This is a genomic window from Paenibacillus sp. NPDC057886 (assembly GCF_042796655.1).
In the GTDB taxonomy this organism is placed as follows: domain Bacteria; phylum Bacillota; class Bacilli; order Paenibacillales; family Paenibacillaceae; genus Paenibacillus.
Genome location: NZ_JBHVMZ010000005.1, coordinates 472,530 through 496,132 on the forward strand (window position 1 = coordinate 472,530; position 23,603 = coordinate 496,132).

The 23,603-nt window shown below is 46.3% G+C and carries 20 protein-coding genes; all 20 read left to right on the plus strand.

Annotated features, from left to right (window positions below; genetic code table 11):
* The first annotated feature begins 284 nt into the window (after window positions 1-284).
* The 20 genes from ACFVQB_RS19340 (at window position 285) to ACFVQB_RS19435 (ending at window position 23,582) form a co-directional block, all read left to right on the plus strand.
* Entirely contained in the window at window positions 285-1,415 is a 1,131-nt protein-coding gene (locus tag ACFVQB_RS19340; protein ID WP_379442328.1) for an ROK family protein, read from the plus strand.
* Between the two features lie 12 nt (window positions 1,416-1,427).
* A complete protein-coding gene (locus ACFVQB_RS19345) occupies window positions 1,428-2,144 on the plus strand; it encodes a 6-phosphogluconolactonase (RefSeq protein ID WP_379442332.1) in 717 nt (238 codons plus the stop codon).
* Window positions 2,145-2,163: 19 nt separating this feature from the next.
* Window positions 2,164-3,075: an ROK family protein gene (locus tag ACFVQB_RS19350; protein WP_379442336.1), complete on the plus strand. Its 912-nt coding sequence runs from the start codon at window positions 2,164-2,166 to the stop codon at window positions 3,073-3,075.
* 5 nt (window positions 3,076-3,080) lie between these two features.
* Complete coding sequence (locus ACFVQB_RS19355; protein WP_379442340.1) at window positions 3,081-4,466, plus strand: family 4 glycosyl hydrolase; 1,386 nt, start codon at window positions 3,081-3,083, stop codon at window positions 4,464-4,466.
* 10 nt (window positions 4,467-4,476) lie between these two features.
* On the plus strand, window positions 4,477-6,600 hold the full coding sequence (locus ACFVQB_RS19360; RefSeq protein WP_379442343.1) for a glycoside hydrolase family 3 N-terminal domain-containing protein: 2,124 nt from the start codon (window positions 4,477-4,479) through the stop codon (window positions 6,598-6,600).
* Window positions 6,601-6,796: 196 nt separating this feature from the next.
* Entirely contained in the window at window positions 6,797-7,708 is a 912-nt protein-coding gene (locus ACFVQB_RS19365) for an ABC transporter permease (protein ID WP_379442346.1), read from the plus strand.
* Window positions 7,709-7,723: 15 nt separating this feature from the next.
* Window positions 7,724-8,596, plus strand: coding sequence for a carbohydrate ABC transporter permease (locus ACFVQB_RS19370; protein ID WP_379442349.1), 873 nt, complete (start codon window positions 7,724-7,726; stop codon window positions 8,594-8,596).
* A gap of 20 nt (window positions 8,597-8,616) precedes the next feature.
* Window positions 8,617-10,242 (plus strand): type 2 periplasmic-binding domain-containing protein, encoded by a 1,626-nt coding sequence (locus ACFVQB_RS19375; RefSeq protein ID WP_379442353.1) that lies wholly within the window; start codon window positions 8,617-8,619, stop codon window positions 10,240-10,242.
* 219 nt (window positions 10,243-10,461) lie between these two features.
* Window positions 10,462-11,964 (plus strand): spore germination protein, encoded by a 1,503-nt coding sequence (locus ACFVQB_RS19380; RefSeq protein ID WP_379442356.1) that lies wholly within the window; start codon window positions 10,462-10,464, stop codon window positions 11,962-11,964.
* 56 nt (window positions 11,965-12,020) lie between these two features.
* Window positions 12,021-13,148 carry a Ger(x)C family spore germination protein gene (locus tag ACFVQB_RS19385; RefSeq protein WP_379442359.1) on the plus strand — a complete coding sequence of 376 codons (1,128 nt, stop codon included), beginning with the start codon at window positions 12,021-12,023 and terminating at the stop codon, window positions 13,146-13,148.
* 18 nt (window positions 13,149-13,166) lie between these two features.
* Entirely contained in the window at window positions 13,167-13,391 is a 225-nt protein-coding gene (locus tag ACFVQB_RS19390) for a hypothetical protein (RefSeq protein WP_379442363.1), read from the plus strand.
* 13 nt (window positions 13,392-13,404) lie between these two features.
* Window positions 13,405-14,493, plus strand: a complete 1,089-nt coding sequence (locus tag ACFVQB_RS19395; RefSeq protein WP_379442367.1) for a GerAB/ArcD/ProY family transporter — start codon at window positions 13,405-13,407, stop codon at window positions 14,491-14,493.
* A gap of 192 nt (window positions 14,494-14,685) precedes the next feature.
* The gene (locus ACFVQB_RS19400) at window positions 14,686-15,474 is read left to right on the plus strand and encodes a DeoR/GlpR family DNA-binding transcription regulator (RefSeq protein WP_379442370.1); all 789 of its coding nucleotides are present in this window, start codon (window positions 14,686-14,688) and stop codon (window positions 15,472-15,474) included.
* A gap of 184 nt (window positions 15,475-15,658) precedes the next feature.
* Window positions 15,659-16,876, plus strand: coding sequence for a pyridoxal phosphate-dependent aminotransferase (locus ACFVQB_RS19405; RefSeq protein WP_379442373.1), 1,218 nt, complete (start codon window positions 15,659-15,661; stop codon window positions 16,874-16,876).
* An 89-nt stretch (window positions 16,877-16,965) separates the two neighbouring features.
* Window positions 16,966-17,877 (plus strand): carbohydrate ABC transporter permease, encoded by a 912-nt coding sequence (locus ACFVQB_RS19410; protein WP_379442376.1) that lies wholly within the window; start codon window positions 16,966-16,968, stop codon window positions 17,875-17,877.
* A complete protein-coding gene (locus ACFVQB_RS19415; RefSeq protein WP_379442380.1) occupies window positions 17,874-18,713 on the plus strand; it encodes a carbohydrate ABC transporter permease in 840 nt (279 codons plus the stop codon). Before ACFVQB_RS19410 ends, ACFVQB_RS19415 begins: the two co-directional genes overlap by 4 nt.
* Before the next feature lie 25 nt (window positions 18,714-18,738).
* The gene (locus ACFVQB_RS19420; protein WP_379442383.1) at window positions 18,739-20,064 is read left to right on the plus strand and encodes an ABC transporter substrate-binding protein; all 1,326 of its coding nucleotides are present in this window, start codon (window positions 18,739-18,741) and stop codon (window positions 20,062-20,064) included.
* A gap of 50 nt (window positions 20,065-20,114) precedes the next feature.
* Window positions 20,115-21,623 (plus strand): alkaline phosphatase family protein, encoded by a 1,509-nt coding sequence (locus ACFVQB_RS19425; RefSeq protein WP_379442386.1) that lies wholly within the window; start codon window positions 20,115-20,117, stop codon window positions 21,621-21,623.
* 6 nt (window positions 21,624-21,629) lie between these two features.
* Window positions 21,630-22,769 carry a M20 family metallopeptidase gene (locus ACFVQB_RS19430; RefSeq protein ID WP_379442390.1) on the plus strand — a complete coding sequence of 380 codons (1,140 nt, stop codon included), beginning with the start codon at window positions 21,630-21,632 and terminating at the stop codon, window positions 22,767-22,769.
* 54 nt (window positions 22,770-22,823) lie between these two features.
* Entirely contained in the window at window positions 22,824-23,582 is a 759-nt protein-coding gene (locus ACFVQB_RS19435; protein WP_379442394.1) for an HpcH/HpaI aldolase family protein, read from the plus strand.
* Window positions 23,583-23,603: the final 21 nt, after the last annotated feature.

The following is a 23,603-nucleotide window of genomic DNA, read 5'->3' on the forward strand; positions in this document are numbered from 1 at the left end:
GAGAACATGGTGCTAATGAGACTTAGCATCAATTGTGGATCCACAGTCAATATAACTTTAGGCAAGAACCAAAAGAAACGGATTACCTTTGAGCTCCCTTGCGGGATTGGCCCAAAACAAACCTGTTTTCCAAATTTACCGAATCTGCATCTGAAAGAAAACTCTTGACCCGAATTACAGTATGCATTTAATATCGTAGTACAAAGATCTTTTAGATCTTTATATTTTTTTTGAAATTATTTAACAACATTAATTAATTATTTTTAAAAAAGGAGAGTGATAGGATGAAGTCGTTTTTGCCTAACGACATCAAGGATGAGAATAGAAAGATTATCTTTGATATTGTGATGCAGAATCCGGAATTGGCGAAGGTCGAAATCGCGGAGAAGACGGCGATGAGCTTCGTAACCGTAAGTAAGATCGTCAATTTCTTTGAAGAGATCGGACTGTTGACTGCAACTGGAGAAAGCCGGGAAGGATCTGGCGGCTTGGGAAGAAAAAGAACGGTATACCGATTTAATGAGAACGGCTATGTAACTGTTGGAATTCAAATCATAGGCAACAGAATTACTGCTCTACTTATCAATCTATACAGCAAAATTATCAATTCTTACTCCATTGAGACGGATATTCCGTTTTATAACGAACAGTTTATATCAATTTTTGATGACATCATTTTGCGTATGAAGAATGTTGCCAAGAAAACGAACAGCGTTGTCTTAGGCATCGGGATCGGGATCGATGGGGCGATAAACACAAGGAAGAAAACGATCAGAATGAGGATTCAGGACAATAAGGAGCAGGATTACAATTATGAGCCGATCATCGAGAATCTGATCAATCGGGTTGAATTGCCAATTTTCCTTGAGAACGATGTAAACGCTTCTACAGTAGCTGAATTCCGCAATCTAGAGAACTCCGGGAAAGCGCTGGCTGATCTGGTCCATATCGCAGTAGGGGACGGGATCGGCGGCGGCCTGATTATCAATAAGGAGCTGCATAGAGGATTTAATGCAAGCGCGGGTGAGCTGGAGTATATGTGCTTTGACCCGGAGTACAAAAGATCACCGTCCTCCGTTGGCTGGCTGGAGAGCAAACTGGGGATTCAGCATTTGTTGAGCAGCTATGATCTTGGCTCTGAATCAGACATTGAAGCGTGCGCAGATTATGTAGGCAAGCATCTGGCCCTGGCGATGGTTAATATCATCAGCGTGCTCGACATCGAGCAGATTATTATTAGCGGCAAGACGGTAGCACTGTTCCCTGAACGGATTCTTGAGAGAACAAGATATTATGTCGGGCAGTATGTGGAATGGACTCCAACGATAACTTACAGTGATTCGCATCATTCGACGGCTGTTGGAGCTGCCGTACTCTCGCTTCAGGATGAGATGATAAAAGTAATTTCCGGATAGGATGTGAACGTGATGATTAAGATTTTTGCAAACGAAGAGGAAGTCGCAGATGCCATTGCCAGAGAGATGAAAGAGCATCTATCGCATGAGCATCCAGTGTTCTGCTTGGCTTCAGGCAGCACACCGCAGAAGAGCTACTTGAAATTTGCCGGAGACGCCGAGATTCATGCTAGGATTCAGCAGCTTAAAATTGTCAGCCTGGACGAGTGGACCGGAATAAGCAGAGAGTCTGAGGGTAGCTGCTATCAAATGCTGAATCAGGATTTATTCTCGCTTGTCCATTTGGACTCCCGGCAGATCGAATTCTTTGATGGGACAGCGCCGGATTTGGAGCAAGAATGTCTGAGAATCGACCGCTTTATCGATCGACATCCCATAACTTTCAGTTTAATGGGGGTTGGAATGAATGGTCATATCGGATTAAATGAGCCAGGCTATCCGATGCTGGATCATACCAGTGTCGTAGATTTGTCGGAGACGACCAAGACCGTGGCCCAGAAATATTTCCGTCAGCCTACGGCATTGGACAGAGGAATCACCTTGGGTCTAAGTCAGGTGGCGGGCAGCAAGAGAGTGATTGTAGCGGTGACCGGTGAACACAAAGCCGGGATCGTTAAAGATATATTTACAAATCCAGAAGCGAAGCTGCCTGCTCAGGAGCTGCTCGGTTATGAACATATTGATTTCTTCCTGGATTCGGAGGCAGCGAAACATATTAAGCAGCGATAAAAACTGAGGAGTACAAATTATGAGTAACAGCGTCATTGGAGTGGATATTGGAGGAACGAATATACGAGTCGGGTTAGTGAATGAGCGTTTGGAATTGGTTCGAAAAGAGACGGCATTAACTAGCGAGTTCCTAAGTGCTGATGAAGTTTTCAACTATGTCAAGCAAGTGATCGAGAAAGTGGATCATCACAAGACGGCTGACAAGATAGGGATTGCCATGCCTGTTCCTTGGAAAGAACGGACCGAGATTATATATGATGCGACCAACATTCCCTGCCTGGAAGGGGTTCATACCGAATTTATAAAGCGCTTTTTTCCCGGTTATGAAGTTCATTTCGAGAATGATGTAAATGTCGTGACTTTGCTTGAATCAGAGCATGGCGCGTCCCAGGCGTATGATCAATCGATCTATATTACGGTCAGTACGGGGATTGGCAGCGGAATCGTTCTGAACAACGAGGTGTTCCACGGTGCGCATGGTTATGCCGGAGAGATTGGCAGCATGGTTATATCGGATAACGGCAAGAGCCATTCGCCATTACATCCCGGCACGCTCGAAGCTCTGTGCAGCGGTAGAGCCCTGGAGAAAGAGAGCAAAAATCTGTACGGCAGCGAGGCTACGGCGCATTTATTGTTCGAGAAATACAGGCAGCATGACGAGAAGGCGGCAGGTGTCGTGAATGCCTGGGTCGAGTACTTCTCCAACGCGATTGCTTCATTAATGCAGACGATCGATCCGCATATATTTGTCATTGGAGGAGCGGTCATTCACAACAACCAATGGTTGATAGATAAAATTATTGAAAGCGCTAAAACCAAAGTATTTGAGCATTTAAGCGACAAAGTCAAGGTAGTCTTGCCTAAATTCGGCCCTGATGCAGGCGTGATTGGGGCGGGGTACATGGCGTTAAAAAACAATAAAGGAGCATGAACAACATGAAGAAAATGAAAGTTGCGTTAATTGGAGCTGGTAGCGTGTCCTTTGCTTTGGGGGCACTTCAGGATATGGTGTTGTCCGAGCGTTTGAAGACTCAGGTAGAACTGGAGATCGCTCTGATGGACATTGAACAAGAGAATGTAGCGAGAACCTATAAATATGCAACAGATATGTTTACCGCCTTCTCACATCCAGCGAACATTTGGCAGACGACCAACTTGGAAGCAGCTCTGCAGGCGGCTGATTTCGTCATCGTGGCGATCGAGGTGAATCGCTACTTCTATTGGTCGCAGGACTTCCATATTCCTCGCCGCTTCGGCAGCAAGCAAATTTACGGTGAGAACGGAGGCCCTGGTTCGATGTTCCATACACTGCGAAATCTGGGCCCGATGCTCGAAATCGCCCGCACGATGGAACGTGTCTGCCCAGACGCCTGGTTCATTAACTATACGAATCCTGAAGCGAAATTGGTTGAGGCTATCTCGAAGCTTACCTCGATCAAAGTCGTCGGTCTATGCCATGGACTGGATATGGGGATCGAGCAGCTGTCCCAATTTCTGGAGATGGATATCGCCGATATCGGGATGGAAGGCGGGGGCTTGAATCACTTCGGCTTCTTCACCAAGATCTGGAACAAGAAAACGGGTGAAGATCTTTATCCATTATTTGATGAGAAGGAGAAAAAGGCCAACCGTCTGGCGCAATTCGATCATGTTGCGTTATCCAGAACGATGTACCGCACTTATGGATATTACCCTTATCCAGGCACCAACCATGTGGGTGAATATATCTCTTATGCAGAGGATTTCTATGCCGGCTTGTCCTTGCAATACCGCTATGATCCAATCCGCGAGAAGTTGTGGGAGAAGGATTCAAGAACCCCTGATTTCGTTTACTGTGCAAGCGGCAACAATCTGGATCTAGGCTTGTTCTCGAAAATTCAGACGCAGGAGCTCTGGGTGGAAGAGGCCTATATTTTCGATAAGGAGAAGGTAAACCGCAGCAATGAATATGCGATTCCGATCATTGAGGCGATTTTCTTCGATGATGAGATTGAGCTGAACGCGGTTAACTTGCCGAACCACGGTGCGATCAAGGGACTTCCTGACGATATGGTTGTTGAGACACAGGCGATCGTAGGCGGCGGAGGAATTACGCTGAAGCCGATGACGATCGAACTGCCGACGGCGATTATCGGAACGATTCATATTCAGGGATCGATCCATAAATTGTTGCTCGAGGCTTTTGTAGAGCAATCCAAGACGAAGCTGCTGCAGGCGATCCTATTGGATCCTCAGGCTCCGACGTATTACCAGGCCTGTGCAATGATCGACGAAATGTGCGAATTGCAGCAAGATATTTTACCTAAGCTGGAATGGAAATAAGGGGGTCTATATGGATAATAAGAAAATGATCGGACTGCTTCAGGAGATGACGCTCGCCGAGAAGATCGGACAGCTCTCTCAGACAACCGGGGAACATTACGTCGGCAAAATCGATAGCGAAATGGTTGAGACCGGCCCAGACTTCCCGGATCATATGCTTGAGGGAGATACGCTGTATACGATGGGAAGTATTATCGGCGTGTCGAGTGCCAAGATCACGAACCTGATTCAAAGTAAATATTTGCAGAAGTCACGCCTTAAGATCCCTCTGCTGTTCATGCACGATGCGATACACGGATACAGGACGATATTTCCGATACCATTGGGGCTCTCCTGTACTTGGGATGAGGGAATCGTGCAGCAGGTAGCGGCGGATACCGCTTCGGAATTGCGCGCAGCGGGCATACATGTTAATTTCTCGCCGATGGTCGACCTTGTGCGCGACTCCAGATGGGGAAGAGTAATGGAGTCCTTCGGCGAGGACCATCTGCTGTCTGGTAATCTTGGCCGGGCGATGATCAGAGGTTATCAGAAAGGCGAGGACGGAGAGATTGCCGAGTCGGGAGTGGCGGCTTGTTTGAAGCATTTTGCTGCTTATGGGGCCGGCATTGGAGGGAAGGACTACAACGCTGTCGATATGTCCTGGAGAGAATTCTACGCCTATTATGGCAAGCCTTATGAAATAGCGCTTCAAGAGAAGCCAAAATTTGTGATGAGTTCATTCAACACGTTCAACGGGGTTCCTGTAAGTGCGAGTGAGCAGATGATGAAGGAAATCCTAAGAGGGGCCTATCAATTTGACGACATCGTAATCTCGGATTGGGGGGCTGTCGCCGAACTGCAGAACCACCGCGTTGCCGGCAATGGCAAGGAAGCCGCTGAATTGGCTTTAAAAGCGGGCATTGATATCGAAATGGTCTCGACCTTGTATCTTGAGCATTATGAACAGATTCTAGAAGAAAATCCGGAGCTGATCCGGGATATAGATGCGGTCGTTCTGAAAATTTTGCAGCTTAAAAATGAACTGGGCTTATTTGAAAATCCTTATGCAGACGAAGCTCTTGAGAATGAAGTCATTCTGAATCGGCGCTTCCTGGAGCATGCTAAGGACGCCGCCAAGAGAAGCTGCGTGTTGCTGAAAAATGAACAAATGCTGCCTATAAGCAAGGAATACAAAAAGATCATTCTGGTCGGCCCGTTTGCCGGCAGCAATCAATTGCTGGGCAATTGGCAGTGCAAAGGAAGCTTTGAAGACGTAGTTACCTTAGCGGAAGGGATGAAGCGGGTGGATGATTCCTTCGATCTGCAAGTCTATGAATCCCTGAAGGACTGTCCTCAGGCTCAGCTGGAGCAATGCGATTATATTGTCGTAGCGGTTGGAGAGCGTTGGGAATTAAGTGGTGAAGGGCACAGCAGCGTGAATATCGAACTGGAGGGCAGCCAGCAGCAGCTTATCCGTGAAGTCAAACAGACGAATAAACCGTATGCATGTGTCTGTTACTCAGGCCGGCCACTCGCGCTACAGAACATTATCGATGAAATCCCCGCTCTCTTGTGGTGCTGGTATCCGGGTACACAGGCCGGCAGCGCAATTGCGGAGCTGATTACAGGCCGAGATACCCCATCGGGGAAACTGACGATGTCGTTCCCGCGTCATTCGGCGCAAGCGCCGATCTATTACAATGAGTACAGCACAGGCCGTCCGGCAAATGAATCAAGCTACAGCAGCAGGTATCAGGATTGTGAGATCGGGCCTCTGTTCCCGTTTGGGCACGGGCTGACGTATACCGGTGCGCAGTATTCTGATTTTAATATTTCGCGTCACCATCTGACAGCCGATCAGGAATTGACGATTTCTTTTCAGGTGAGCAATCCAAGCGGGTATGACTATTCTGAAATCGCTATCTTATACATTGAGGATCTTGTCTCAAGGGCGGTCCGCCCTGTGCGCGAGATGAAGAAGTATCAAGTCGTAGGAGTACCAGCGCATCAGACAGTTGCCGTACAGATGACTCTGGCCTTGGATGATCTTCAATATTTGGATGCCGACCTGCAGCAAACGGTTGAACCGGGAAAATTCAATATTTATATCAATGATCTTGACCATCCCGTGATTACTATAGAATATCGATAAAATGTCATGAATTAGAACCATTTATCCGAAATGATCACTAGGCCCGCCCAATTATTAAAGTAAATTAATTAATTGTGTGAAATTTATCCATGCACAGGTTCAGAATTTTTGAGAGGGCCTAGAAGATTTTAGGATGCGCTTACATGATTCGAAATGAACTGACAATGCTGTACCTGAAGAGAGAGGAGGTATACGGATGAAATCCAAATTTAAACATAAGCTTCTGTCCCAGTGGGAGCTTCAAGCCATGGTCTGGCCGAGCATTATATTGATGATTGTTTTCTCGTTTGTCCCGATGTTCGGATTGATCATCGCTTTTCAGGATTATTCTCCGTTATCCGGTTTTGCGGACTCGGAATTTGTAGGTTTGGATAATTTCAAAGCCTTTTTGGGGGACAAAGATTTCTACAATGTGCTGACAAACACTCTAGGCATCAGCCTGATGAAGTTGTTGATCGGTTTTCCGCTCGAGATCGTCCTGGCTATATTAATTAATCAAATCAGATTAGGATTATTCAAGAAATTTACGCAGACAATATCTTATTTACCGCACTTCCTGTCATGGGTTATCCTTGGCGGCATGATTACATCCTGGCTCGGCTCGACGGGACTGGTGAACAGCTTCCTGCTGTCGACGCATCTCATATCTGAACCGCTCTCCTTCCTGTCAAATGCAAATGCTTATTGGTGGATCGCGACGCTGTCGGATATTTGGAAAGAGGTTGGCTGGGGAACGATTCTCTATCTCGCTGCCATAATGGGAATTGATCCATCGTTATATGAGGCGGCGAAGGTCGACGGGGCGAAAATCCTAAAGAGAATTTGGTATGTCACGCTTCCTGGCATCAAAAATATTATCGTGTTGATGTTTGTGCTGCGTATAGGCTCGGTACTTGGAGCGAATCTGGATCAGACTCTCGTCCTGCAAAATTCTTCGAACATGCTGCGCAGTGAAGTCATCGATTCTTATGTTTATCACTTAGGTCTGGCGCAAGGGGATTTCTCATTCGCCACTGCGGTCGGAATCTTCTCGTCCGTCGTATCGGTCACACTGCTGCTGATCGCCAATTTCTTAACCAAGAAGCTTAGCGACAGTTCAATTTTCTAGAAGGGAGGAAGCGACATGGGGCTGGATAAAGGCGAGAAAATATTTAACGTTTTTAATATGCTGTTTATGCTCGTTTTCATTTCCGTCATCGTATTTCCCTTGATCAATATCATCGCACTCTCGTTTAATAACGGGTATGACGCGATGAAAGGGGGCATTTATCTATTCCCGAGAAAATTTACGCTGGTAAACTATGAGACCATATTGAAGGATACGACCATTTACAGGGCGTTTGGAGTTACAGTGGCCAAAACTGTAATCGGTGTCATCGGGCATTTGATCATTACAGGGGCCGCAGCCTATGCTCTGAGCAAGTCTTATTTACTGGGAAGAAAGATATTCATCCGTATGGGCGTCATCACGATGTTCTTCAACGGAGGGATGATTCCATCATTTCTGGTGGTCAAGTCGCTCGGTCTGGCGAACAGCTTCTGGGTGTACATTATCCCCGTGTTATTCAGCTTTTACGACATGGTCATATTAATGAACTTCTTCAGGAGCTTGCCGGACTCTATTGAAGAATCAGCCAAGATTGACGGGGCCAATGTATTTCAGGTGTTCTTCAAAATTATAATCCCGCTATCTTTCCCGGTACTGGCGACGATCGCCTTGTTTCACGGGGTGTACCAGTGGAATGATTTCTTCGTGGCTAAACTGTATGTAACGGATAAGACACTGTACCCAATTCAATATTATTTGTATCAGCTGTTAACGAGTGCAGGGGCTGCGAACTCTGCCAAAGCGGGGGTATATATCTCCAAGGCGTTTACAACACAATCTTTGCAGCAGGCTACGATGATCGTTACAACCTTACCTATTATGCTGATTTACCCTTTTCTTCAGAAATATTTTATTAGCGGCATGCTGGTCGGAGGAGTTAAAGAATAATGATAAAAGCGAGGGAAAACATGATGAAAAAATCGATCATCCTTCTGACTTTGGTTGCATTAGCAGTGTCGTTGACTGCCTGTGGCGGCAAGAAGACAAGTGAAAAATTGCCGGACTCGAAGATTGAAGTGGATAAAAATACGCCGAGCTGGAAGAATGACAAGGCAACGGCTGAGCTTGACTGGTATATTAATTTCGATTGGTTCGCTCAAGTCTGGGGCAATGATGTATCTTCCAAATATATTACGGAGGATACCGGAGTAAACATCACTTATTTGGGCGGCAGCGACGACAAGTTGAATACAATGATGGCCTCCGGAGACCTTCCGGACATCATTACTATGGATGGAAGCAACCCATTTATTAAGGATGCCGATAAATTCGCGATTCCGCTGGATGTTCTGGCAGAGAAGTATGACCCCTATTTTCTAAATAAAGCGGCCAAGCCGGAAACGCTCAAGTTCTTCACAAGGGACGACGGTCATATTTACGGGTATCCTAACTTCTCAAACACGAAATCGGATTATGAGAAAGGCGGCATTTATGCCAACCAGGCATTTATGGTACGGAAGGATATTTATGAACAGCTTGGCAAGCCTGATATGACCACACCGGAAGGATTCATTTCGGCATTGGAAGCCGCGCAGAAGATGGGCACGAAGGATGAACTGGGAAAAACGGTCATTCCGATCGGGGTGTCCCCTTTCACGGAAGAAAACCCTGAGAAGAACGGAGTATTCAATCGAACGCTGGCGGATTTTATCGGAGTCCCGGTGTTGACGAAAGACGGCAAATACTATGACCGTTATACGGATACAGATTTTCAGAAATGGCTTAAAGTGTTTGTTGATGCCCGGCAGAAGGGGCTGGCAGACCGGGACATGGTTACGATGACCAAAGACGACAAGGATGCACGGCTAACGAATGGCAGCTACTTTGCCTATTTCGCTTCGGACCTGAACGGTGAGACGGATACGATGACCGTGTGGGCGAATGAGCACCCGGGCAAGGAGTACATTGCCGTTAACGGGCCATCTTCTACGACAGGAAATAAAACCGCATTGCCGGGTAATTCCATTGAAGGCTGGACCCAGACCTTTATTACCAAGGATAGCAAGGATCCTCAAAAAGCAATGGAGCTCCTGACTTATCTGGTCAGTGAGGAAGGCAACAACGTCATGAACTATGGCCGCGAGGGGGAAACCTACACCATTGTGGACGGAAATCCTGTCTTGAATCCGGATCTGCTGGAGTTCAAGCAGACCGATCCTGCCGGCTTCGAGAAGGAGAAAGGATTGACAACTCATCTGTGGCTGCAGGATAGCGCTCTGCTCTCCCGGCAAATGGGACTTTCGCAGTTCCCGAAGGCTTTGCAGCAGGCCAAGCAATGGACTCTGGGTTACGTGGTGCCTCAATTCGAATTAGCGGGTCTGGACGTATATTTATCTAAAGCATCTTCCAGAAACGCAGAGAAGATCAATCAGAACTGGTCGCAGACAATCGCCAAGATTTTGGATGCCAAATCGGATAGCGAAGTTGATCAGGCGATGGATGAATTTATACAATACCGGAAGGATAATGGCTACGATAAATTGGTGGAAGAAAGAAATAATCAAATCGCGGCTAATGTGAAGAAGCTGGATTAAATGAGTCCATTTTGAGGATGAAAAAGAGCAAGTGTTAGTGGTGATTTCCGCTAATGCTTGCTCTTTCTTTTATCGATATCCGCTCGGTTTTTGAGCGTTAGAGAAACATTGTTATTGTAACTGGTGAAAGATGGGGATAAAAATCGTCTCTCAGGTTAAATTAAACATCAACAGAATTGAACAGCCATAACTTGATTTGGTGATAGGAGGAGGTGAGGGGTGCAAAAAGATCGCACTGCCCTAGTTTCTGAGTTAGACCTCAATGTAGAGGCTCTCAAAGGAGTACTAGGTGAAGCGGATGACGTTTCGTTTCGCTCGTTTTTGATCGGTGGAACGATCAGGGCTGAACTCGTCAATATACAGAGCATGTCAGATAGGCAGGAGATCGAAAATAACGTCCTGAGGCCTCTCATGCAATCGAGGGATGTAGTATGCAGCGATTTGCAATCTGTTAAAATGCGCCTCCTATCCATAATTTCTGTCGATGAGGCTGCGACCGTTGAGGAATGTGCTAAGCAATTGATCAAAGGAAATTCCATTCTTCTAATTGACGGTTGTACCTGTGCTTTACTACTTGGAGTAGCTCAATGGGAGAAGCGTAATATAGAAGAACCTCAGACTGAGACATCGTTGCGGGGGCCACGTGAAGGCTTTAACGAATCGATTTCGACCAATCTTTCGCTGTTGCGACGAAGAATTCAGAGCATAAAGCTGCAAGTAAAATCACACAGAGTTGGCAGCTATACGGGGACTGAAATCTGTATTGCTTATATTGACGGTTTGGCTAAACCTTCCTTATTACATGAGGTGCAAAGCAGGCTTGAGCGTATCGATATCGACAGCGTACTGGAGACCGGGTACATAGAAGAACTAACAGAAGACAATCCATACTCGCCGTTTCCACAGCAGCAGATTACGGAACGGGTTGATGTTGCGGTAGCGAGCTTGCTCGAAGGCCGTGTCGTTCTGTTGGTCGACGGTACGCCTGATGTGCTCATTGTTCCCGCGACGTTGGCTACGCTTCTGCAAGCAGCAGACGATTATTACAACCGATCAGTATACTCCAGCTTCTTGCGTTTTTTGCGGTACTGGGCGCTTATCTTATCCATGATACTTCCGGCAGTGTACGTCGCGATTTTGAATTTTCATCATGAAATGGTGCCAGGCGAGCTGTTGGTCAGTATTGCCTCAGCACGTGAGGAAATTCCGTTCCCGACTTTCTTAGAAGTAATGATGATGCAACTCGCGTTCGAGGTGCTGCGTGAAGCCGGTCTCCGTCTTCCAAGGCAAATTGGTTCGGCTGTTACAATCGTCGGTGCGTTAGTCGTAGGAGAAGCCGCTGTTTCGGCCGGGCTTGTGTCGGCACCGATCGTTATTATTATTGCGTTCACAGGCATTGCGGGATTTACAGCTCCCCACTATTCTCTAGAGTTCGCCATTCGTCTATTGAGGCTGCCGCTCATCATTCTTGGTGGGACGCTGGGGTTGCTTGGTGTGATGTTTGGTATTATCGCGATAACGACGCATTTGTGTATGCTTCGTTCTTACGGCGTCCCATTCTTATCTCCTTTTGCACCTTTTGTCCCAAATGAAATGATGGATACCGCCATTCGGGCTCCCCGATGGAAAATGACAAGCCGTCCCGGTTTTGCAAAATTACAGAACCGCCATCGACTTGCTCGGGGGCAGAAACCGGGCTCAGGCAGAGGAGGCGGGAACTGACGAATTATGGAGATAAGATTATTATTCATTATGTTTGTAAGGGAGTATTGCTAGTAATGACGGCATCCGTTTTGCTATTTTCAACGGGTTGTTGGGACAGAAACGAAGTAAATGATCTGGCGATTGTGACTACAGCCGGTTTAGACCTGAAGAAAGATGGGGAGATTGAATTATCTCTAGAGATTGTTATTCCTAAGGAGGGAGGGGGGGCGACACAACAGAATAACAGTAAATCTAAAACTAGCGGTTCGACTTTGATTTGGTCCGCTTCCGGGGCAACAATAGCGGAAGCTGCCTCCGAGCTACAGCGAAAGCTGCCCCGCGCCGTCTACTGGGGGCAACTTGAAATGTTGGTTGTCGGAGAATCGTTATCTCGCAGCCAGTTACGGGAACAGCTAGATTATCTCGCTCGCGACAGTAATATTCGCCTTCGGGTCCAACCATTCGTCTGCAAGGATACAGCACGTGCTTTTCTTGCTTCCACCTCCCCGCTCGAACGGACCAAAGCGGATTTTCTGGGCGGTGAATCCAAATGGCTCTTTCACAGATCGATAACCCTAAACCGTCTCGTACAGAACCTCGGCAATATTTCAAAAGATGCGGTAGTTCCTTATGTCGACATTACACAAGACGGAAAGGAAAGCGTCCCATATGTGAAAGGTTATGCAGTCTTCTCCCGTAACCGTATGGTCGGATTGATTCAAGGGGAGTCATTCTCGGGGATGAAATGGATCTTGAAAGAAATGGAAGGGGATGTTGAGACAGTGAAGCTGGAATGGCCCCCCTCTTCGTTACTATCGTTAGGAGCCCTTTCTTCCAGTACTCGACTTGTTCCAAAACTTGAGGGAGAAATGCCGCATATGGACTATTTTATCGAAGCCGAGATGAGCGTCGTTCAAAATACGACTCACTTTAAAACTTCGGATTCGAAATTTATTCGCGATATTGAACATGCAGCTGCCGACAAAATCCGACGAAAAGTAGAGGCAACAATTAAGCAAGCCCAAGAGATGGGGGCCGATATTTTCGGCTTCGGCGAAGCAATCAACCGCCGAAATCCTCGGGAATGGCAACATTTAGAGAAGCGCTGGAAACGAATTTATCCTTCGGTTCAAGCCAATGTGATGGTTAAGGTAAAGATCCAACAAATCGGGATGAACAATGAGCCCGTCGGCGATTCTTGAAATGAGGTGTAGAGCCAAGTGACTTGGTTAAACGTGGCGGGAACAACATTTGCAACCGCCTTGATGGTTTGGGCTGAGTGGCGCTGTCTAGGAGACAATCAAAAGAAAGAACGGGCGTCATTGATCGCCGTTACAGGTATCGCATGGCTCGTGGCTGTGCTCATCCTTATATTTCCCGATATTCCTGGACCGATCGTTATGTTTAACAGTATATTCAAGCCGCTTATTTCCGGTTTGAAATGAGGAGAATTTTTCTATGATGGAGAAAGGAAAGATTTCCGCAGCGCAGCTAGGTCTTCTTTTTTATTCGGTTGTTGCCTACGACGGAATCCTGTATATTCCAAAAATAACGGGTAAGGATGCTGGGCATGATTTGTGGTTATCACCAATCTGGGCTCATCTGCCCGGTTTGCTATTCGTACTTGCGATGCTCCGCCTCAGTCAAATGTTTCAGAAGGAAACCATAATTCAGTACAGTGAACGGCTGCTTGGACCTTGGTTGGGCAAAGTCGCGGGGCTTGCCGTCATATTTTACGGAATTAATCTGACTTCCATTATATTGAGGGAATACGGTGACTTTGTTTCGGCCGTCTTTTTACGAAAAACCCCCCCACTAATCCTCATTAGCGGTATGGTCTTGCTTGTATCCTACGCCGTCAGAGGTGGTGTGGAGGTTTTAGGAAGGCTTGCACAACTGTACCTTCCGCTTACATTCTTGGTGTTCGGACTGTTGGTCATCTTGTCGATTACTGAATGGGACATAAACAATATCTTACCTATTATGGGCAAAGGGATCATTCCTTCTATAAAGGGGGCCATCATTCCGTTAAGTTGGTTCTCTGGATATATAATGCTTGGAATATATTCCTCGTTCGTGTCAAATCAGAGGAAAACGAAAGCGTACGTATTATTAACCTGGTTTTGTCTCATGATTACATTGTCTGTCTCTGGGCTCGTATCTGTTTTTCTTTTCGGCAAGCATGTCAGCACATTGAATTATCCGTTTATTGAGGTTGTTCGGTACATAAAAATAGGGGAATTTTTCCAACATGTCGACGCTTTGTTACTGATCGTCTGGCTCCCCGGCACGTTCATTCAGTTAACCACCTATCTGTACACGGCAGCATTGGGAACAAGTCAATTACTTGGACTTAAACAATATCGCCATCTTGTGTTTCCATTAGGCTTGCTTACGCTAGTAATGAGTATGTGGAGAACCCCCAGCGTTGACGAATTCGAAATATATTTGGGAACGAGCCAAGTCATATTAGATTTTTCCTACATTGCTCTTGGCCTTCTCCTTTTCTTAACGGCATGGATTCGAAAGCGTGTAAACCGGCTCTAGTATATGTCTGTTTAGATGTGGTTATTATGTTGCAAATGCTATCTGAATATGTTACTGAAATGAAATAACGTTGTTTTTTAGTTGTAAATGGCCGAGAAGCAAAGTTATTCCTTTCGTTTCCCCATAGATTCTTTGGTGTGATTCAGTTAAGATAAATGTAATAGAATTACATACAGAGTATGGAGGGTAAGCATGCATTCTTCCTATAGCGAAGTGGAGAAAAGAAGGAAAGAGATATTGAAGGAACTAGAGGAACAGGACAAAGTCTATGTGAAAAAGCTTGCCGAAAAATTCGGCGTGACAACCGAGACCATTCGTCGAGACCTGGACAAGCTGGAGAGTCTGAACAAACTAAAAAAAATATTTGGCGGAGCGATCAAAACGAGCCATCAAAAGCTGGAATGGGTATATAACGATCGAGAGTCGATCAATTTGGAGGTCAAAAGAAAACTGGCTGCCGAGGCAGCCGAATGGGTGGAGGACAATGATATTATTTACCTCCAGTCAGGGAGCACCATTGCCCAAATGCCGTATTTCTTAAAAGGCAAAAAGGAGCTTACGGTAGTCAGCAATTCCGTTCCGATCATTTTTGAATTCGCTCAATATAAGCGAAATGGGGAATTTCACGGGCGAGTGATTCAGATTGGTGGAGAGTTTCAAGTTTCTTCGATGGGAATGTCGGGTGTACTCGCTCAAGACATGTTAAGGGAAATTACGGTAAACAAAGCTTTTTTTTCCTGTGGAGGCTTTACGCCTGAAAACATCAGTACGTTTCAAAGCGAGAGCGCGCAAATGATGAAAAGCTTGCTCACTCAAAGCCAAAAGAAAGTACTGGTAGCGGATGCTTCTAAAATGGGAGTTAAGCATCTGTATAAAGTAACTTCCCTACTTGACGTGGACATGATTATTACAGATACGGGCTTGCCCGAAGAATGGAAAACACAGACTGAATTGTCCTCATTACAATGGATTTCTATTTAAATTCAAGAGAACTGCTATAAAACAACACCTCGTTTGGAAATAAACAAGGTGTTGTTTTTATTTTGGTTTATATTGGTTTTTATAAAATTTACAATATATATATGTTGTTTTTATGCCTATATTACATTTGGGTGTTAAGCTTTCATTTGTAGAAACCACATGAAACGAAAGGGGAAACCAACCATTGAATTATCCACTGAGTCATCGTGTCCGTGCACTAAATCCTTATATCGGAGCGGAATTAAGAGATAAAGTCGAAGCACTCCGCCGATCGGGCCGCAAGCTTATCGCGCTTAACGTGGGCGAACCAGATTTTCCCACACCGATCCATATCGCTCATGCAGGTATAGAAGCGATTATCAAAGGCGTAACGAAGTATACCCCTGTGCAGGGGACACATGATGTTCGGCAGGCTGTTTGCGACAAACTGAAGAGAGACAACGATCTTCATTATGGCCCGGAGGAGGTGGTCATCACCACTGGAGCCAAACAAGCCGTGGCGAATGCGTTGCTCTCGATTTGCAACGAGGGCGACGAAATACTTTTGCCGATTCCCTGCTGGGGCAGTTACCCGGAAATGATCGCATACGCAGGGGCGGTTCCTGTGTTTGTTGAAACCGAACCGGAACAAGACTTTCAGCTCAACGTGGAGCGGCTTGCCAGTAAAATAACTTCTAAGACGCGGGCTATTTTGCTGACAAATCCCAATAATCCGACCGGAACAGTGCTTGATCAAGAAACGTTGTATGCCATCGGCATGATCGCTGTTCGTCATGATCTTTACATTATTGCGGATGAAATCTATGAATATTTGAACTATGGCGAGAAAGTTCCCTCGATCGCGGCTTTAAGCGAGGAAATTAAAGCACGCACGATTACGATCAACGGGTTATCCAAGGCGTATGCCATGACGGGCTGGCGAATCGGTTACGCCTGCGGCCCATTGCCTGTGATTCGCGCCATGACGGTCATTCAAAGCTACACCACCTCCAACCCAAGCTCGATCGGTCAATATGCGGCGATTGCTGCGCTCAAAGATGAGGGGGATTCGGTCAATGAAATGACAAAATCGTTTGATGAACGAAGGCAATATCTGATTCGTGAAATTCAATCGATTCGGGGATTGTCATGCCCCAATGCGAAAGGCGCTTTTTACTTGATGGTGGATGTGTCCCGTTACTTTGGTTCAGTTTATGAGGAGGGGACGATTGCTGATAGCAAGGACTTTGCCGAATATTTGCTGCATCAAGTAGGTGTCGTCGTAACGCCGGGGGACATGTTTCAGGCTCCCCAATTTATTCGAATTTCCTATGCTACATCCCCGGCACAATTGCAGGAGGCTGTTGCCCTGATTAGGGCGGCATTGTCTCTATTGAAAATGAGAACGGAGAATCTGAAATGAATCCTAATATGATTCGAATTCTGTAAGCCATCAATCGATGCAAAGGAGTACACATGGATAAACATTTGGTTTGGGAAAGGAAGAGGGGTTTGAGCGGGCAAACGGTGAAAAACAAAACAAGCATGGCCAAATGGGCGTATACGAATTTAACTGCTTATGTATTGGTTTTTCCAGCCATTATTGTTCTTGTTGTATTTCATCTTTATCCGATGGGTATGACATTTTTTCTGAGCCTGACGGACTGGAATCTGATTACCCCTGATTTTAATTGGATTTTCGCAGGCAATTATTCGCGGATGTTTACTTCGTCCGAATTTTGGAGTGTCGTTGGAAACACGTTTATATTTGGTATCTTCTCAGTTGGCTTTACGGTCTTGCTGGCTACTGTACTGGCTGTTGTACTGGACGAAAAACTGCGAGGTGTCAGATTGTTTCGTTCGGTCGTATTTTTGCCCTATATTACACCTATGGCGGCTATTGGAACCCTATGGGTATGGATGTACAACCAGGATTTTGGTCTGATCAACTGGGTGCTGGATTTCTTCTCTATTCCTCCCGCTCCTTGGCTGGCAAAGCCGGGGTGGGCCATGGTTGCGCTAATCATTACGAAAGTCTGGAAGGTAGTCGGCTACTACATGGTGATTCTGCTGGCCGGCAAGCAAAACATAGCGGACTCCCTGTATGAAGCGGCCAAGATGGATGGAGCGGGAAGGCTGCAGTTATTTACCCGGATTACGCTGCCGCTGCTCTCTCCTTATATCTTTTTTGTACTGATCGTCGCGTTAATTGGCTCTTTTGAAGATTTCGATCTGCTGTTTACGATGACCCGTGGCGGGCCGGCAGAAAGCACAAATATGATCATTTATTACATTTACCAGCATGCCTTTGAATTTTTTGATATCGGCTATGCTTCCGCAGCCTCATCGGTGCTTTTTGTTATCCTTATGCTCATCACATTTATCCAGATGAAAGTCTCCAAAAGGTGGGTGCACTATCAATGAGATTGAAGCAAGTTGCATTTAGATGGTTCGGATTCGCCCTTTTGAGTCTTTTTTCAATCGTTATGCTATTTCCTTTTATATGGATGTTGAGCAGTTCATTAAAGAGCGCCGATCAAGTGTACGTGTTTCCTCCTACGTTGATCCCGGAAGTGTTCCGCTGGGAAAACTACGTGGAAATATGGAAAATGGCTCCGCTGGCCCGGTATCTATTCAATAGCCTATTTACAGCAAGCGCCACTATCATGGTGCAACTGCTGCTGATCATCCCGGCTTCTTATGCTTTTGCCAGGCTGCGTTTTAAGGGAAGTGGTTTTCTTTTTCTCTTGGTTCTCGCTACCATGATGATTCCGGATCAGGTTACGTTTATCCCTAATTTTTTGACGATCAATCAATTAGGGTGGGTGGATACTTATATGGGCTTGATCGCGCCATTCACCGTAAAAGCCTTTGGAATATTTATGCTGCGGCAAGCCTTTATGCAAGTGCCGAAAGAGCTTGAGGAAGCCGCCATTCTCGATGGCTGCGGACACACCAGAATCATGCGCCATCTCATGATGCCATTATCGGGAGCTGCTGTTGTGACGTATATCTTGTTGTCCTTTATCTGGAATTATAATGAATTGTTTTGGCCGCTTATTGTAACCAACAATGAAAATTTGCGGACAGTTCAGCTAGGACTATCACGATTTATGGAAGAAGGCGGCGGAGGGAGCGGAGGAACGCAGTGGAATTTGGTCATGGCCGCTGCTACAGTTATTATCGCTCCATTAGTCGTATTATTCATTTCCATGCAGAAGTTTATTGTAAAAGGCGTGGCCACTACGGGTTTAAAGTAAGCGATCAGCCATTAAAAAAAACGAGGTGAAACCATTGAAACGTAAATTCATTAAAAGTGTTATCATGGCGTCAAGTTTGGTTATGTTGCTTGCAGGTTGCGGGCAAGAAGCTTCGTCTTCCACCACATCACAGTCAAATAACAAGCAGGGAAATCCGGTGGAAATTGAGTTTTGGTACGGCAATAGCGGCGTGATCGGGGAAACCACTAAAGATTTGGTCGAACAATTTAATCAATCGCAAGATGAAGTGAAGGTCAATGCGGTGTTCCAGGAAAGTACGAATAATATCGGCAAGAAATTATTGACGGCAATTGTGGGCAATGCTGTACCGGATGTTGTTCAGTTGAACGCCAGATTCTGGCCGTCCTTTGCTTACAATAAAGCATTGCTGCCGCTTGACCCTTATATTCAAAATGATCCGGAGTTTAACTACAGCGATTTTGTAGACAGCTTTGTAGACAACACGTTAATCGAAGGAAAGACATACACCCTTCCCTTCAACCGGAGTACACCGATCTTGTATTACAATAAAGATATCGTGAAGGAGATCGGGCTTGATCTGGAGCACCCGGTATCCACTTGGGACGAAATGATGGCCGCCGCGAAGAAAGCGACCGTCATCAAGGATGGGAAGACAGAACGATTCGGCTATGCGTCATTGCTGCCGCCCCTTTACTACTACTCGTTGATGTGGTCCAATGGCGGAGATATTCTTAGCCCGGATCAAAAGGATGTTGTGATCGACCAAGCGCCGGCGATTCAAGGTCTGGAAATGTATCGGAAAATGATATATGACGATAAAACCATGATGCAGCCTCTAGGCGGGAATAGAGACGGCGATCAGGAAATGATCAATTTTCAAAACGGCAAGGTAGCTTTCCTGCTGGCCTCAACAGGAGACCTGAACCAGATCCAAAACAATGTCAAGTTTGAGCTTGGCGTCGATTTTGTGCCAAAGTTTAAAGAATATGCCGTTCCTTCGACTTCCGGGGGAAATCTCGCGATTGTGGCGAAGGCCCCGAAGGAAAAGCAAGATGCGGCCTGGAAGTTCATCAAGTTTCTTACCGATAAGCAGCAAACCATTTATTTTGCCCAGCATACCGGATATATGCCGATTCGAAAATCTGCCATTGAAGCGCCTGAAATGGTGAAGTTTTATAAAGAAAATCCGTTCTTCAAAACCACTGTCGACCAACTTCCCTACGGTAAGGGAATCCCGGTCGTGCCTAACTTCGAAAAGATTGAGACTGAAATCCAAAATGCGCTCGGAAAAACCTATGCCGAAAATGTTCCGGCCCAGGAATCGATGAAGGAAGCTGCCGACAAGATACGTGAGCTGTTGCAGAAATAGAGTGTAGTTAAAAAACGAATGACTATTTGATAGAAGAGGACTGAGAAACCATGGGGAAAACGGCTGAGAAGAAAAGTCCTTCGGGACGGCGGGTACTCATTATCGGAACGGACGGATTAAGGCCCGATCAGGTTAATGCCGACACGATGCCTACTTATTGCCAGTTAATGAAAAGCGGTACGTTGTTCAAATCTTTTTATTCGGCATATCCATCGCTGACACGGGTGTGCATGGCCTCATTAACCACGGGATCCTATCCGGGGCAGCATGGTCTGATGGGCAATCTCATGTACTCGCCTCACTTTTCGAAAGACGGGCTGCTGCAGACAGGTGACCATCGGGAAATATTGCAATTCCAGCAGCGAACGGGGGAAGAGCTGCTCTTGCGTCCGACGCTCGGGGACCGATTGGCCGAAGCGAACTTGCGTTTGACGGTTTCGGGCGGAAGTTCGCCAGGAGCTTCATTGATCTGGAATTTTAACCATCCGCAACATGTCATGAATCCGTCTACCGACTATGGTCTCCTGGAGCTCAGCGAATTGCATGCTGCGCGAGGCCCGGCAGCAGACGAAACCGATGTCTCGATCCGAAAGAAGGAGCGCACTTTATGGGCCGTTCGCACGCTCATTGAACAGCAATTGCCCGATGAACAGAATACCGTTATGGTGCTGTGGCTTCCCGAACCGGACGAAACACAACATTTTTGCGGTATCGGTTCGCAAGAAGCCAAACAAGCCCAGAGGCTAGTGGATCAATGTTTGTCCGAGATTTTGGAGGCTGTCTCGCGACTTGGCCTCGAGGATGAATTGGATATCATGCTCATCAGCGATCACGGACATTCAACAGCGAACATGGTCGGTAGTCTGGATCATTATTTGGATCAAGCCCGGAAAGAATTGAATAGAGAACTGAATTTTATCGCGGTGGACGCTTTCATTTATGGGGACGAAAATCAAGTCGAGGAATTGCAGGTGCTCGCTGACTGGCTATCCGCTCAACCCTGGTGCGGTATGCTATTGGCGAGAGAACCGCTTCATCAGCAACTGAAAAATGCTCTGCCTTTGAGTGCGATAATCGGAAGCATTACTCACGAGAGAGCCCCTCTGTTGGCCGTTGTTCCAGCGTGGACCGATGAATTAAATCAGGATGGCATTCAAGGCGTTGTTCATTATTTAAACTCCAAGACGGAGAATAAAGCCTACCATGGCTCTATCCGGAATGAGGATATGCGACCGTTTTGCATGGGAATCGGCCCAAGCTTTAAAAAAGGTCATGTGACGGACATTCCGGCAGGTATTATTGACATTGCGCCAACGGCTTTGCACCTGGTTGGAGTTACGGGTGAAAGCGGCTTTACAGGAAGGGTTTTATTTGAAGGGCTGAAAGGTTGCGAAGAGCAGGCGGTTCAGCTCGACGCAGTGAAGTATGAAGAATTATATGCGGATTCCGAACGAATAAAAGGAATTCAGATCGCTGATGTGAACGGATCGACATATCTCACCGATTGTTTTTGTGAAAATACGAAAGAAGCTCTTGCGAAAGCCGCGAAGAAAGGATGAGATACGATGCCAACAAATTTTTGGGATAACAAGGAAGATGACATGCTGGGCTTGATTGAGAAGCTTGTCAATATCGATAGCGGGACGTTTTATAAAGTGGGTGTGGATCAGGTGGGAGATGTGCTGGCCTCTGCTTATCAGGCTCTTGGATTTCAGATTACGGTCGATCAGCAGTCCGAGCGGGGGGATCATTTGGTCATTGTTCATCCTGAGGAGCAGCACCCGGACATCTTGATTATTGGACATATGGACACGGTATTTCCTGTGGGTACCGCACAAAGCCGGCCATTTTCACACGATGAATCCTTTGCTTACGGTCCCGGCATATACGATATGAAGGCCAGCTTGGTCATGACGCTGTTTGCGATAAAATCATTGATCGAACAAGGCGACGAGAGCTTCAAGCGGGTTAAAATCATTCTGAATTCGGATGAAGAGCACGGTTCGATATATTCCAGGGAATTGATTGAGCGGGAAGCGGTAAGTGTTAAGTATGCGTTGATTGTTGAACCGAGCGATATGACGGGGAGGCTTATAACCGGCCGGCGCGGCGGCGGTAAATTCGAATTGCATGTAACCGGTAAGGCGGCGCATTCCGGGGAAGAACCGGAAAAGGGACGAAGCGCCATTGGCGAACTTGCGCATAAAATTATAGAGCTTCATGCGTTGACCGATCCAAGTGCAGGCGTGCATGTCAATGTCGGGGTGATTAGCGGTGGAACGACACCCAACACAATTGCTGCCCATGCCAAGGCTTCAATTGATGTACGAATGGAGACACCGGAACAGGCCATGGAGTTGGAACGCAAAATCAAACATATTTGCTCGACGGCAACGATTGAAGGAACAACGTTAGTTTTGCAAGGCGCTATTACAAGACCATCGATGATCAAAACGGCGAAATCTGAGCATTTATTGAAAATCGTGCAAGAAGAAGCGATGCAGCTGGGAGTGTCGTTAACGGATATGAAAATAGGTTCAGGATCGGACGGCAACCTGACTTCGGCAGTAGGGGTAGCTACGATTGATGCGCTAGGTCCGTGTGGCGGTAACGCACATACGGCGGAGGAGTTTTTGGATATCGAAAGCTTGGTGCCGAGAACAAGGCTGCTGGCTAACCTGATTAAACGATTAAGTCGTGAATAAATGATTAACTTGCATGGATTAATAAAAATACCAATGTTTTAAGGGGGGACTGCTTTGCGAAACAAGATGAAGCAAAAACTTTTAGCAGGTAAAGCGGCGTTAGGGGTCTCCATTATGATCCCTTCTGTCCAGCTTGTAGAAATGGCCGGAAAACTAGGATACGATTGGGTGCTGATTGATTGCGAACATGGTTCCATAACCTTGGAAACCGTTGAATACATGGTTATAGCAGCGGAAGCGAGCAATATTACACCTATCATTAGGCCGCAAAAGAACGATCCGGAGCTGATCGGGCAATACATGGATCGTGGTGCAATGGGGATCCAAGCGCCCCATGTCAGCTCTGCGGCAGAGGCTCAGGAAATTATCAATGCTGTAAAATATCATCCGATCGGCAACAGAAGCTTGGCCGTGGGAACACGCTCTGCCAATTACGGATTCGGGATCACGTTAACCGAATATACCGAACAGGTTAATCAAGACCTGTTGGTCTGCGTCCAAATTGAGGACAAGATTGCTGTTGATAACCTTGATTCTATCGCAAAAGTTGAAGGAATTGACGTGTTATTTATAGGTCCGTCCGACCTTTCTCAATCTCTTGGACATCCCGGTAATGCCGGGCATCCTGTGGTACAAAAGGTTATGGATGATGCTTTCTCAAAAATCATTGAATCAGGTATGGTGGCGGGTACGGCAGGGAATTTTGAAGTAACGCCGAGACGCCTGGAGCAAGGGGTTAAATATTACTATACACATTTAACGACGCTGCTGGCTTATTCATCTTCTGAATTCTTAGCAAATGCCAAGGAATGAAGTCCAAAAAACAATCATTGA